The 12,666-nt window shown below is 43.4% G+C and carries 15 protein-coding genes; 13 read left to right on the top strand and 2 right to left on the bottom strand.

The annotated features are described in order from the left end of the window. Window positions 1-267 (top strand): transposase (locus BLV62_RS13180; RefSeq protein ID WP_139170151.1); only part of this gene is annotated, 267 nt, incomplete at its 5' end. Between the two features lie 82 nt (window positions 268-349). Here BLV62_RS13180 and BLV62_RS13185 read toward each other — a convergent pair. Then, window positions 350-1,186 carry a transketolase gene (locus tag BLV62_RS13185; protein WP_089762349.1) on the bottom strand — a complete coding sequence of 279 codons (837 nt, stop codon included), beginning with the start codon at window positions 1,184-1,186 and terminating at the stop codon, window positions 350-352. Window positions 1,187-1,349: 163 nt separating this feature from the next. Between BLV62_RS13185 and BLV62_RS13190 the strand changes: the two genes are divergently transcribed. Together BLV62_RS13190 and frr are read left to right on the top strand one after the other, a co-directional pair. After that, window positions 1,350-2,495: a glycosyltransferase family 4 protein gene (locus tag BLV62_RS13190; protein ID WP_089762351.1), complete on the top strand. Its 1,146-nt coding sequence runs from the start codon at window positions 1,350-1,352 to the stop codon at window positions 2,493-2,495. Window positions 2,496-2,601: 106 nt separating this feature from the next. Next, entirely contained in the window at window positions 2,602-3,165 is a 564-nt protein-coding gene (gene frr / locus BLV62_RS13195; protein ID WP_089762353.1) for a ribosome recycling factor, read from the top strand. 81 nt (window positions 3,166-3,246) lie between these two features. Here the strand turns inward: frr and BLV62_RS13200 are convergent, their stop codons facing one another. Further along, a complete protein-coding gene (locus tag BLV62_RS13200; RefSeq protein ID WP_089762355.1) occupies window positions 3,247-4,128 on the bottom strand; it encodes a DMT family transporter in 882 nt (293 codons plus the stop codon). A 104-nt stretch (window positions 4,129-4,232) separates the two neighbouring features. Between BLV62_RS13200 and BLV62_RS13205 the strand changes: the two genes are divergently transcribed. The 10 genes from BLV62_RS13205 (at window position 4,233) to BLV62_RS13250 (ending at window position 12,576) form a co-directional block, all read left to right on the top strand. Further along, a complete protein-coding gene (locus BLV62_RS13205; protein WP_089762357.1) occupies window positions 4,233-4,979 on the top strand; it encodes a PPK2 family polyphosphate kinase in 747 nt (248 codons plus the stop codon). Window positions 4,980-5,032: 53 nt separating this feature from the next. Further along, a complete protein-coding gene (mscL, locus tag BLV62_RS13210) occupies window positions 5,033-5,461 on the top strand; it encodes a large conductance mechanosensitive channel protein MscL (protein WP_089762358.1) in 429 nt (142 codons plus the stop codon). Between the two features lie 86 nt (window positions 5,462-5,547). Then, on the top strand, window positions 5,548-6,492 hold the full coding sequence (locus BLV62_RS13215; protein WP_089762360.1) for a DUF3078 domain-containing protein: 945 nt from the start codon (window positions 5,548-5,550) through the stop codon (window positions 6,490-6,492). A gap of 236 nt (window positions 6,493-6,728) precedes the next feature. After that, window positions 6,729-7,523, top strand: a complete 795-nt coding sequence (locus BLV62_RS13220) for a segregation and condensation protein A (RefSeq protein ID WP_089762362.1) — start codon at window positions 6,729-6,731, stop codon at window positions 7,521-7,523. After that, window positions 7,516-8,427 carry a helix-turn-helix domain-containing protein gene (locus tag BLV62_RS13225; protein ID WP_089762364.1) on the top strand — a complete coding sequence of 304 codons (912 nt, stop codon included), beginning with the start codon at window positions 7,516-7,518 and terminating at the stop codon, window positions 8,425-8,427. Before BLV62_RS13220 ends, BLV62_RS13225 begins: the two co-directional genes overlap by 8 nt. Window positions 8,428-8,527: 100 nt before the next feature. Then, entirely contained in the window at window positions 8,528-9,397 is an 870-nt protein-coding gene (locus BLV62_RS13230; protein WP_089762365.1) for a pirin family protein, read from the top strand. Window positions 9,398-9,435: 38 nt separating this feature from the next. Continuing rightward, complete coding sequence (locus BLV62_RS13235; RefSeq protein ID WP_089762591.1) at window positions 9,436-9,963, top strand: YceI family protein; 528 nt, start codon at window positions 9,436-9,438, stop codon at window positions 9,961-9,963. Window positions 9,964-10,012: 49 nt separating this feature from the next. Next, entirely contained in the window at window positions 10,013-10,642 is a 630-nt protein-coding gene (locus BLV62_RS13240) for an NAD(P)H-dependent oxidoreductase (protein WP_089762367.1), read from the top strand. A 170-nt stretch (window positions 10,643-10,812) separates the two neighbouring features. After that, window positions 10,813-11,223, top strand: a complete 411-nt coding sequence (locus BLV62_RS13245; RefSeq protein WP_089762369.1) for an OsmC family protein — start codon at window positions 10,813-10,815, stop codon at window positions 11,221-11,223. A 639-nt stretch (window positions 11,224-11,862) separates the two neighbouring features. After that, entirely contained in the window at window positions 11,863-12,576 is a 714-nt protein-coding gene (locus tag BLV62_RS13250; RefSeq protein ID WP_089762371.1) for a pirin family protein, read from the top strand. Window positions 12,577-12,666 lie beyond the last annotated feature (90 nt).

Raw genomic sequence — 12,666 nt, forward strand, 5'->3', positions numbered from 1 at the left:
GTTAAAAGCAAACCCAGATTGTCTAAAAAGGGTAATAGACACCTACGAAAGGCCTTTTACCTACCCGCTTTATCCGTTATCAGAAGTGATGATCACTTTAAAGATATATTTAATAAACTAGTTGCAAGACATGGTATAAAAAAGAAAGCTATTGCTGCTATACAAAGGAAATTGTTGGAGATGACCTTTATTATCTTTAAAAAGCAAGTTCCCTACGATAAACTATACTATAAAAAATTAGAGAGCTGTACAAGTACAACTCTCTAAACAGGCTAACTTAGGTTGCCTTATAGACTACTAAGTTAAATATTATTTGGTTTTAAACACAGAATCTTTGCGTGAAACTAGGTTAATAATCGCCCAGGGTTTCAGGCAATTGTGCGAGGGCTTTAGCGAGTTGTTCGTCGCTAGGGGCAATACCATGCCATTCGTGGTGGCCTTCCATGAAGTCGACACCTTGTCCCATTACGGTTTTCATCATGATGGCGATCGGTTTGCCGTTACCGGTGAGGCTTTTAGCTTTTTCCAGTACTGCAACCACATCATCCATATCATTTCCATTCATTTCCAATACTTCCCAACCAAATACTTTAAATTTTGCTCCAACATCGCCCAAGCCAGCTACATCAGCAGTTGTACCGTCGATCTGTTGTCCATTCAGGTCTACAGTTACAATCAGGTTGTCGACTTTATTATGCGGGGCAAACATCAGTGCTTCCCAGATCTGTCCTTCTTCCAGTTCACCATCTCCGGTGAGGCAGAATACCAGGTTCTTATCTTTATTCAGTTTTTTCGTTAGGGCGGCGCCGATAGCCACGCTGATACCCTGACCCAGCGAGCCTGAAGCCATACGGATACCAGGCAGGTGTTCGTGGGTAGTAGGGTGACCTTGCAGGCGGCTGTTCAGCTTACGGAAAGTGCTGAGCTCCTGTACTGGAAAATAACCTGAACGGGCCAGCGCACTGTAAAACACCGGAGAGATGTGACCGTTAGACAGGAAGAACAGATCCTGGTTTTTACCGTCCATATCAAATGGTTCAGGCTTGTGGTCCATCACCTTAAAATACAAAGCGGTAAAGAAGTCGGCACATCCCAAAGAACCACCAGGGTGGCCACTTTGAACGCCATGAACCATTCTGACAATGTCTCGTCTGATCTGAGTAGCAATATCTGTAAGCTGTGGCATGATAGTTGTTATTTTTAGAGCCGCAAAACTAATAAGTTTTAGAAGATTTTGTGGCGGTTGTTATTTTTTTGCGGGTCCAAAGTATTCAAAATTTTCAAATTTTTCAGCCTTTCTTTTTCACATTTGGTTGAAATTAATATCTTTGCACAATTAAGCCCCACCAATGGAGAATGTATTAATTGCTACCGTCCTGAGTTTTGTGGTAACCTATTTTTCAATTCCAATTCTGATCAAGGTTGCGGAATTAAAGCATTTATACGACGAACCGGACGCAAGAAAGACCCACAAAAAGCGTATTCCAACGCTGGGCGGAATCGGATTCTTTTCTGGTTTCATCATCGCTACCGCTATCTGTGTACCAGCCGTAGCCAACTCCCCGTTCCAGTATATGATGGCTGCATTCTTCATCATCTTCATGGTGGGAATGAAAGATGACCTCGTAGGATTATCGCCTCTGAAAAAGCTAATCGGACAATTAGCCGCCTCTTTCGCAATTATTTACCTTGGCAACCTGCAGCTCACGAGCATGTACGGTATCTTCGGTATATATACACTTCCTCCTAATATCAGCCTCATCTTTACTTACTTCACCTTTATAGTGATCATCAATGCATTTAACCTTATTGACGGTGTTGATGGCCATGCCGGTAGTATAGGCTTATTGGTGAGTGCGGTATTAGGCGCTTACTTCCTGCATGTGGGAGAGCTTACTTATGCAGTGATCGGTTTTGCAATGGCAGGCGGTTTAGCCAGCTTTCTTATATACAATATCTCTCCGGCTAAAATATTTATGGGCGATACAGGATCATTGCTGATCGGGCTTGTAAATGCTGTGCTGGTCCTGAAATTTATCGAGGTTGCAGGCAATCCTGCCGCCAAGATGCCGATTTCATCCACCCCGGCAGTCGCATTCGCTATCCTTATTGTTCCATTGTTCGATACATTAAGAGTATTCTCAGTTCGCATGTTGCAAGGCAGATCGCCTTTCTCTGCAGACAGGAACCATATTCACCACTACCTGCTTGATCTTAAACTGAACCACAGGCAAACCACCCTGGTATCAGTGGCTATCAATGCCGCTTACATCCTGGGAGCGTTTATCCTGCAAGGTCTTGGTGTTACACTTCTCCTGATGATTGTCATCGGTTCAGCCACCTTCTTTACAGGCTTCTTATATATGGCCAGGAAGAAACGGATGGCGGCCCAGGTTATCCCCGAACCGGTTTTACAACCTATTACAACTACCCCGGTCAAAGACGGTACTAAAATACTAAGAGTGACCACAGACGGGGTCTTACAAGATAAATAAAAGAGTTTAACGGCTAGGCAGGGACCAAATCCCTGCCTATTCTTTATCGTGACTTTGACGATTAAAAGAAAACCTGTAGGTTTGCACGCACTTAACTTTATCTGTTATGCAAGACGATCTAACGCTTATCATTGAAGATGCTGCAAGCACAATGAAGAAGGCTCTTGGTCACCTGGAACAAGAGCTTACTAAAATCAGGGCCGGAAAAGCAAATCCACAAATCCTGGATGGTATTAATGTTGACTATTACGGAGCTCCTACCCCGCTTAACCAGGTAGCTAACGTAAGTGTAGCCGATGCTCGTACCCTCACTATACAGCCATGGGAAAAAAATATGCTGCAACCTATCGAAAGGGCTATCATCGCAGCTAACATCGGAATTAACCCTCAAAATGATGGTGTGATCATTCGTTTATTCCTTCCTCCGTTAACAGAAGAACGCAGGAAAGAATTCGTAAAACGGGTGAATAACGAAGGCGAACAGGCTAAAATCGCTATCCGCAATATCCGTCGCGATGCTATTGAAGCAGTGAAGAAATTACAGAAAGAAGGATTGAGCGAAGATACAGCTAAAGACACCGAAGCAGATATCCAGCAAATGACGGATAAGCACATCGTGCTGGTAGATAAACACTGTGAAGCAAAAGAAAAAGAAATTATGTCAATATAGTTAACGACGTTTTTCCTACTTATAAAGTATAACAAAAGAGGTTGCATCCGAACGGTGCAACCTCTTTTGTTATCAGTTAAGTTAATGCATTTTTCTGCTGGCTACGTTCACCAGGTACACACCCAGCAGGATGATCGCCATGCTGAATACCTGGATCCATGTGATGCTTTCTTTTGCCACAATACCCCAGCCTACTGCTACCAGCGGCAAGGCATAGGCCACCATGGATGCCATCACAGATCCCGCACGTTTGATCAGTAAGAAAAATAATACAGCCGCCACGCCGGTTCCCATTACCCCTAATACCAGCCCGGCAGAAAGAGAACGCCATGGCGCATCCGGCCCCGCAAACTGCGGGAAGAAATTGCTAAACCAGAGGACAGGAAAAGTAAGAAGGCCGCAAAAGAACATCGCAATACTTCCCAGCTGTATAGAACTGAATCCTTTTAAATTATGATGAACAAGGCTGATATTTACACCGTAACTAATGGTTGCCAGGATTACCAGCAAGGCATAATACCAATGCCCGTTAGAACTGATACCTTTAGAAGTAAATAGTAAAATCACCCCTGCCAGGCCTAATACGATACCTGTAAGTTGTTCTTTACAAAACGGGCTTTTAAATATTACAATCCCGGAAAGTAATGCCATCAGCGGGGTTAGAGCGTTCAGTATACCTGCGAGGGAACTGTCTATTTCTGTTTCTGCCAAACAGAATAAAAAAGCGGGTATCCCGTTACCCAATAAGCCGGAAAGGAATATAACCGGTAACTTGGCAGCAGGCGTTTGTTTCAATGCTTTTGGTAAAAAGGGCAACAGGGCCAGTCCTGCGGCTACCAGCCGTAAACTGGCTACCTGGTAAGGGGTAAAAGATTCCAGGCCGATCTTCATTAAAATAAACGAACTTCCCCACGTAAGGGATAATAATACGAAGACTCCCCAGTTAGCAAATCGTTGGTTCATGGGTGTTATTTCAGGCTATAAAGGTAGGGGGATTAAAATATAATTCATCGTACAAAACAGTTATGGGCTGATTTTGTTAAATTTAATGATAAGAATGCATCTATATGGCCAAAATTAAGCTCTCATCAATTAGTACCAATGCCCCGAAAAAACTGGACAAAGACAAAGTAAAAGCCGCTACCCGTGAGATATTGGAAGAACTGGACGAGCTCCAGAACCTCTTATACGCCCAGCATAAATACAGCGTCCTGCTTATTGTTCAGGGAATGGACGCCAGCGGGAAAGATGGCGTTATTAAAAATGTTACGGGAACATTAAACCCACAGGGTGTAACAGTATATTCGTTTAAAGCACCAACCAAAGATGAATCGGACCATGATTTCCTGTGGCGGGTGCACAAACAGGCGCCGGCCAAAGGAATGATACAGGTATTCAACCGTTCGCACTATGAAGATATCCTGATACAACGGGTTCATAAATGGATAGATGATAAAACCGCTGCAAAAAGAATGAACGCGATCAATGATTTCGAGAAATTGTTAGCAGTGCATAACAATACCCAGATCATCAAATGTTACCTGCATGTATCGCACGAAGCCCAGCAGCAGCGATTGGTGGAAAGAACGGAAGATCCGCGCAAGATGTGGAAGTACAACGAACAGGACATCGAGGAGTCTAAACTCTGGGATAAGTATATGGATGCATACGAGGATGCTATTAATAACTGCAACTATATACCCTGGTTAATTGTACCGGCAGATCAGAACTGGTATAAAGAATACCTGGTGGCACTAACGTTAAGGGATACACTTAAGGCTTTGAATATGAAGTATCCACGTTTGAAGAAATAAAAATGCCTTTGTAGCTTTGTCATTTATTTTTTGTTCAATAAAAACCTTGCATTATGTCGTTCTTCAAAGAATTTAAAGAATTTGCCATGAGGGGCAATGTAATGGATCTGGCTGTGGGTGTGATTATTGGTGGTGCGTTTGGAAAGATCGTTACATCGTTGGTAGACAACATCCTGATGCCTATTATTGGCCTCTTCACACAAGGCAGAAGCTTTAATGACCTCTTCGTACAACTGGACACCAGTAAAGAACCGGTACACTCACTGGCCGATGCAAAAGCCAAAGGCGTTGCGGTTTTTGCTTACGGAGCATTCATACAGAGCGTGATCGACTTCCTGATCATCGCTTTCTGTATTTTCCTGTTGGTTAAGTTCGTGAATAAACTTACCCAAAAGAAGAAGGAAGAACCTGCAGCACCTGAAATTTCATCTACAGACAAACTGCTGATCGAGATCAGAGACGAATTAAAAAAGAAATCCTGACAAAATATTTTAAACTTATTTTCTAAACCGCCAGGAACATCCACCTGGCGGTAAAAGTCGTATATACTTACCTTAAACATAAATCAATGAAGAAATTTACTTTATCCATTGCCTGTTTGCTGCTGGGAGTCATGTCGCTGCAGGCGCAAAACGACTGGACGAAGAAATCAAGAGAAGAAGTAGCCGGGAAAATTAAAAAGGATGATTCAGACACGTCCAGCAGAGTATGGAGAAAAGGAATGAACCTTAACGTTAACATCAACCAGGGATCACTTACCAACTGGGCTGCGGGTGGCGATAAATTTTCCTTCTCAATAGGTTCCAACGTATATGCGTGGGCGTTTTACAAGAATGGAAGAAGGTCGTGGGATAACGTTGCCGACCTGGCTTTTGGGTATATCAATACTACCAGCCTGGGTGGCAGGAAAAGCGACGACCGTATAGATCTTACCTCCAAATATGGTTATGAAATAGGCAAAAAATGGTATGTAAGCGGCCTTGTGAACCTGCGTACGCAATTTGCCAATGGTTATCTCTACCCGAACGATACTACCAAAACATTATCTTCCAAATTCTTTTCACCAGCTTATATACTGGTATCACCAGGTTTCGACTATAAACCGGATAATTCATTCTCCTTATTCCTTTCTCCTGTCACTTCCCGCTTTGTGCTGGTAATGGATAAATTCCTGGCAAGCCAGGGAGCGTACGGGGTAGATACAGGAAAGCATTTCAGGTACGAGATTGGCGCCTATCTTTCTGCCAACTACGTAAAGACCTTTGCAAAAAATATGAGCTATAAAGGAAGATTAGACCTCTTCTCCGATTATCGCCATAATCCACAAAACGTAGACATATTTTTTACCAATGCCCTGGAACTCAAGGTAAATAAATGGATATCAGCTTTACTGACGCTTGATATGATATATGATGATGATGTGAAAGTGTTTGAAAATAAGGAAACTGGCGTTATGGGCCCCCGACTGCAGGTCAAACAGGTGATAGGGGTCGGGTTTGCGGCTAAGTTCTGATTCGGACTATTTTCGTTATTTTTGATAAAAGGGTTCACGCAAAGACGCAAAAGAAGCAAAGACGCAAAGGAATTTTGTAAAGAAAGGGAGGTGGATGATATTATTTTTTACAATACTTATCACACAATCTCCGCTCTCTGTCTCTTTGCTTCCTTATTTCCTTAAAGTAATTCCTTTGCGTCTTTGCTTCTTTTGCGTCTTTGCGTGGACCCTCCGCGACATAAAAAAATATTAACGTGAGCGAACAAGCACCTGTCTATAAGATTAAGTTACCGCAGTTTGAAGGGCCGTTTGACCTGTTGCTGTTCTTTATCGAGCGTGATGAGCTGGATATTTATAATATCCCCATCAATAAACTCACGCAGGACTTCCTGGATTATATCCATCATATCGAATCGCTGAACATCGAGCTGGCCAGCGAGTTTATCCTGTTTGTATCTACGCTGATGCGCATCAAGGCTAAAATGTTGCTTCCGCGTAAAGAACTGGATGAACAAGGCAACGAGATTGATCCGCGAATGGAGTTGATAGATAAGATCCTGGAATACAAGCGATACAAGATTGCGGCTGCCGAATTAGCGGAAATGGAAGCAGAGCGCATGTTGCAGGTAAAACGCGGGAATATTGCCAAGGAACTGGCAGAGATAGGTGAAATCACCAGCGAAGGAACAGAAGTACAGACGCTTACCCTCTTCAAGTTGGCCAAGACCTTCGAAAAGGTGATCCAGCGGATGAAAGAGCGGGATAATAAGCCCCAGCACGTGGTATATAAATACGATTATACCATGGAAGGCTCGAGGATGTACATGGAAGAACTGGCCCGCGCTGAAAGGACCTTATCTTTCGAAAAGATATTCGATCACTGTAAAGACAGGGTACATGCCATTTTCCTCTTCCTCAGCATGTTGGAACTGGTACAGATGAAACACCTGGGAATTATGGTGGGAGAAGGAAGAAATAATTTTATTATTGAATATATAGATCCTTCCGACAGGGAGGAAGAACCAGCAGGAGTTGTAATAGATGGCTGAGAAACGTGATAATATCGGAATTGTAACACTGCCTGAATATGCACAGGCGGATCCCGGGTTTGTAGTTTCGGGGCTATGCGAGTTGGGAAACAGCTTCTTCGACCAGATAGGCGTACCCCATCGTCATGATTTCTATACCATCTATTGGATAAAGAGGGGTAAACTCCTCCATACCATCGATGCAACCACTTACGAGGTTAAGAAAAACACCCTCTTTTTTATCGCCCCCGGCCAGGTGCATAACCTGCAGGCAAGCGATAAGATCGAAGGATATATGATCGCGTTCCGCGACGCATTTATGTGCCTGAAAGACCAGACACAGGTTTCGGGCATCAATTCCGGTCTTTTCTTCAACAACCAGTTCAGCAGCATTATTCACCTGAACGACGAACAGGAAAAGGATATAGAAGCAGTAGTCAGGTTAATGATGAAAGAACTGACCACACGGGAACCTGAATATGAAATGGCTTTACATGGACTGCTCCGGTATTTCCTGGTACTGGCCTCCCGTATCAAGGGCGAAAATGTGGCGATCAGCCCCGATCAGCATGCTGCCCATAACAGCTCTATCTTCCTTAAATTCAAAAACCTCATAGAGGAAAAATATACTATTCTTAAAACGGTATCCGACTATGCCGCTTTGCTGCATATAAAGCCCGTTCTGTTGAACGAGATCAGCAAGCAGCTCTCAGGTATTACGGCAGGCGAACATATCAGGAACCGGGTTATTTTAGAGGCCCAACGCTATTTATACAACACCGACCTGACAGCCAAAGAAATTGCCTATAAACTAGGCTTCGACGATCCCCATTATTTCAGCCGTTTCTTTAAAAAGTACACCAACCAAAGTCCATCCGAATTTAAGGACGCTTCCCGCACTTCAGTAAGCCCGTTTGCCTCCTAAAAAAGTATGGATTAAAAAAGTCCATCACTCGCGGCGTTTTATCCATTCCAAAATGGTGTTGTAACATGTAATTTTGTGTTATCAAGTTTGAGGAGACATTATGAAAACACAAAAGAACATCAGTCAAATCGTTATAGCTGCCGCACCGCATATGGTGGGCGACGGTTTCAGGGTACAGAGCACCCTTCCTGGGGGCACCCGGTCTGAAAACAACAGGATCAGTCCGTTTATTATGATGGACTACTCCGCTCCCAACTACATTCCACCTGCTCCGCAACCTAAAGGAGTAGGCGAACACCCGCATAAAGGTTTTGAAACAGTAACTATCGTATACCAGGGAGAACTGGAACACAGGGACTCTACAGGCAGTCAAGGTAAACTTTACCCTGGCGACGTACAGTGGATGACCGCTGGTGCAGGCATCCTGCATGAAGAGAAATTCAGTAAAGAATTCAGCAAACAGGGCGGAAAAGGTGAATTCGCACAGCTGTGGGTAAATCTTCCCAAAGCTCACAAAAACACCCCTCCCGCTTACCAGAACCTTACCAAAGCAGACATCCCGGTAATAACAAACGATAAAGGAAGCTTTGTAAGAGTGATTGCCGGAACATATAACGAGGTTAAAGGCGCTGCCACTACCTTTTCGCCGGTGAATGTATACGACGTGCATATCAAGGCCGGCGATACCCAGACCTTCTCTATTCCTGCACATTTCAATACAGTTGCTGTTGTAATGCAGGGAGCGGCGAAGATCAACGAACAGGAAGTAAAAGCGGTGCAAACAGCGTTGTTCGGGCAGGATGGTACGGAAATTACCATCACCGCCACACAGGATACCAACCTGTTGCTGCTGAGCGGCGAACCTATCAACGAACCGATTTTCGCTTACGGCCCGTTTGTAATGAACACCGAAGAGGAAATTGTTACTGCGATCAACGACTACAATGCCGGTAAATGGGGCAGCTTATAAAAACTAAAATTCTTAATAAAACTAAAACAATACACAATATGGCTACCTGGAAAATAGATCCTTCTCACAGTGATGTACAGTTTAAAGTAAAACACCTGATGATCACTACCGTAACCGGTCAGTTTGCAAAATTTGATGCAACTATGGAAACAACCGGCAACGATTTCAGTACCGCAAATATCACTTTTGAAGCGGATGTAGACAGTATCTCTACCCAGAATGCACAGCGGGATCAGCACCTGCAGGCTGCAGATTTCTTTGAAGCGGCTACTTATCCTAAGCTGACCTTCGTTTCTAAAGAAGTGAAAAAAGTGGATGACGATAGCTACAAAGTAACAGGCGATCTGACTATCAAAGGAAACACCCGCCCTGTGGAGCTGAATGTTGAATTTGGCGGTGAAGTGGTAGACCCTTATGGTCAGACCAAAGCAGGATTTGAACTGAGCGGTAAGATCAATCGTAAGGACTTCGGTCTTACATTCCATGCAACTACCGAAACCGGAGGTTTACTGTTAAGTGATGAAGTTCGCCTGCTGGCAAGTGTACAAATGGTTAAACAGCAATAAAAGAACGGGGGAATAATGGCCCTCCCATTATTCCTCCTGCTTTGGATATATGAATATTATAGAGAAACTGGAGTGGCGTTATGCCGTGAAGAAATTTGATCCAACCAGGAAACTGACCGCTGAACAGTTGAACAGATTGCTGGCGGCAACCAGGTTATCAGCTTCTTCTTATGGGCTGCAACCCTATAAAATACTGGTGATCGAAGATCCTGAAGTTAGAGAGAAGCTGAAAGCCGCTTCAAATAACCAGTCACAGATCACAGATGCGTCTCAGCTGCTCGTATTTGCGAGGCATACAGACCTGGGCAATAAACACGTAGACGCCTATATGCAGAATATTGCCAATACCCGCAATATTCCATTGGAGAGCCTGGCGGGGTTTTCGGGCATGATGAAGCAGGTGGTAGGACAGTTAGACGAGACAGGAACAGCAGTATGGACTTCCAAACAGGCTTACCTCGCATTAGGTACTTTATTGGCTGCAGCTGCGGTAGAAGGTATTGATACCTGCCCGATGGAAGGATTCAATGCGGCACAGTACGATGATATTTTAGAACTGAAAGAAAAGGGATTGTCAGCAGTTGTGATTGCTGCAATCGGGTTCAGAGCTTCGGACGATAAGATGCAACATGCCAGGAAAGTGCGTAAATCCCTGGATGATCTCGTAGAGATCATCTGATCCTTTCCGGGTCGGAATTAGATGAATGCAAAAAGAGAAGAGGAAAAGGCCAATCTTTTCCTCTTTTTTTATGTTATGGGAGATAGCATTTTGTTATCATTGCTTTTTCCTTTTTTTTCGTAATTTGGGCCTCCGCACTGCATTTTTCTAACGAAAAAAATAAATAAAACATGAAAAGATTCGCATCTGCAAACTGGCAAGGTACCGGTAAAGAAGGTAAAGGTACTTTAACTACCCAGTCGACTATACTCAACAGCACTCAGTATTCTTTTTCCAGCCGCTTCGAAGACGGTATCGGTACCAACCCAGAAGAACTGATCGCTGCCGCACATGCCGGTTGTTTTACTATGAAACTGAGCTTCGTTATTTCAGGCGCAGGTTTTACTCCAACCAGCATCGACACTAAATGCACTATCACTTTAGATAACGGTACTATCACTACCAGCCACCTGGAAGTAAAAGCCAGCGTACCTGGCCTGGATGCCGCTAAGTTCGCAGAATTCGTTAAGGATGCAGAAGCAAACTGCCCTGTAAGCAAACTGCTGAACGCTACTATCACCAGCGAAGCTACGCTTGCTTAGTTTCACGCAAAGGCGCTGAGAAGGCAAAGAGGCGTAAGATTTTTTAAGGGAAATTAAGAAAGCAAAGGAGGAGAAGATTGTGTTGTATAACATGTTTTTTTTCACGCAAAGGCGCTGAGGAGGCAAAGAAGCGTAAGATTTTTTAAGAGAAATTAAGGAAGCAAAGAAGGAGAAGATTGTGTTGTATAACATGGTTTTCTTCTTCTTTGCTTTTTTCACGCAAAGGCGCTGAGAAGGCAAAGAGGCGTAAGATTTTTTAAGGGAAATTAAGAAAGCAAAGGAGGAGAAGATTGTGTTGTATAACATGGTTTTCTTCTTCTTTGCTTTTTATCATTACATTATTATATCCATATCTCTCTTAAAATCCGCTACAATCTTTTCTCCTTAACATCTTTGCTCCCTTAAAAAAAACTTACGCCTCTTTGCCTTCTTAGCGTCTCTGCGTGAAATAGTCCACGTTATCTCTCTTAAAATCCGCTACAATCTTCTCTCCTTAACATCTTTGCTCCCTTAAAAAAACTTACGCCTCTTTGCCTTCTTAGCGCCTCTGCGTGAAATAGTCCACGTTTTTCGGGGGTTCATCCATTTCTTTAGGGGAGGTAGAGAGCGATCTTTGTAGTGTTAAAAAAAGGAAGAGTTATGAAAAAGATAATACATCGCGCTGCTTCAAGAGGATTTGCAAATCATGGCTGGTTAAAGAGCCATCATACTTTCAGCTTCGCGAATTACTACGACCCAGAAAGGATCCACTTTGGTGCATTGAGAGTGTTGAACGACGATTCTGTGAAAGGAGGAATGGGCTTTGGCGCACACCCGCATGATAATATGGAAATTGTGTCTATCGTTTTAGAGGGCGCGCTGGAACATAAAGATAATACAGGCAAGCAGGAAGTGATACGGAGGAATGATGTGCAGCTGATGAGTGCAGGAACCGGTGTGGTGCATTCAGAATTCAACGCTTCAAAAACTGAAGATGTTAGTTTCCTGCAGATCTGGATCTTCCCGAACGAAAGAAATGTAACGCCAAGGTATGCGCAAAAGACATTTGATCCTGCGGCCCGCGAAAATACATTACAGGAGATCATTTCACCGGATCGTACTGCCGGTAACCTGTGGCTGCACCAGGATGCATGGTTTACATTAGGGAAGTTCGATGCAGGTAAACCAACCAGCATTAAATCGAAAGGTGAAAATATGGGTACCTACCTGTTTGTATTGGATGGCGAAATAGAAGTTGCTGGAGAAGTATTGAATAAACGTGATGCAATCGGGTTATCAGAATATACTGAAGAGTTGATCAAAGTGAACAAAGCGGCAGAGTTTTTGTTGATAGATGTTCCTATGTTACAATAGCTCTTACAGAATATTTTTCTTACTAACCCGTTATATAAAAAGATCAGCTGAAAGGCTGATCTTTTTTTTATACTTTTATTACAGCCACTA

This window comes from Chitinophaga terrae (ex Kim and Jung 2007), from assembly GCF_900107795.1.
Classification (GTDB): Bacteria; Bacteroidota; Bacteroidia; order Chitinophagales; family Chitinophagaceae; genus Chitinophaga; species Chitinophaga terrae.

Excerpts from the sequence above, each read along its gene's own strand:
- BLV62_RS13185 (WP_089762349.1), bottom strand. The coding sequence starts at position 1,186 with ATGCCACAGCTTACAGATATTGCTACTCAGATCAGACGAGACATTGTC.
- BLV62_RS13200 (WP_089762355.1), bottom strand. The coding sequence starts at position 4,128 with ATGAACCAACGATTTGCTAACTGGGGAGTCTTCGTATTATTATCCCTT.
- BLV62_RS13225 (WP_089762364.1), top strand. The coding sequence starts at position 7,516 with ATGGCTGAGAAACGTGATAATATCGGAATTGTAACACTGCCTGAATAT.
- BLV62_RS13240 (WP_089762367.1), top strand. The coding sequence starts at position 10,013 with ATGAATATTATAGAGAAACTGGAGTGGCGTTATGCCGTGAAGAAATTT.
- BLV62_RS13205 (WP_089762357.1), top strand. The coding sequence starts at position 4,233 with ATGGCCAAAATTAAGCTCTCATCAATTAGTACCAATGCCCCGAAAAAA.
- BLV62_RS13235 (WP_089762591.1), top strand. The coding sequence starts at position 9,436 with ATGGCTACCTGGAAAATAGATCCTTCTCACAGTGATGTACAGTTTAAA.
- BLV62_RS13250 (WP_089762371.1), top strand. The coding sequence starts at position 11,863 with ATGAAAAAGATAATACATCGCGCTGCTTCAAGAGGATTTGCAAATCAT.
- frr (WP_089762353.1), top strand. The coding sequence starts at position 2,602 with ATGCAAGACGATCTAACGCTTATCATTGAAGATGCTGCAAGCACAATG.
- BLV62_RS13245 (WP_089762369.1), top strand. The coding sequence starts at position 10,813 with ATGAAAAGATTCGCATCTGCAAACTGGCAAGGTACCGGTAAAGAAGGT.
- mscL (WP_089762358.1), top strand. The coding sequence starts at position 5,033 with ATGTCGTTCTTCAAAGAATTTAAAGAATTTGCCATGAGGGGCAATGTA.
- BLV62_RS13190 (WP_089762351.1), top strand. The coding sequence starts at position 1,350 with ATGGAGAATGTATTAATTGCTACCGTCCTGAGTTTTGTGGTAACCTAT.
- BLV62_RS13215 (WP_089762360.1), top strand. The coding sequence starts at position 5,548 with ATGAAGAAATTTACTTTATCCATTGCCTGTTTGCTGCTGGGAGTCATG.
- BLV62_RS13230 (WP_089762365.1), top strand. The coding sequence starts at position 8,528 with ATGAAAACACAAAAGAACATCAGTCAAATCGTTATAGCTGCCGCACCG.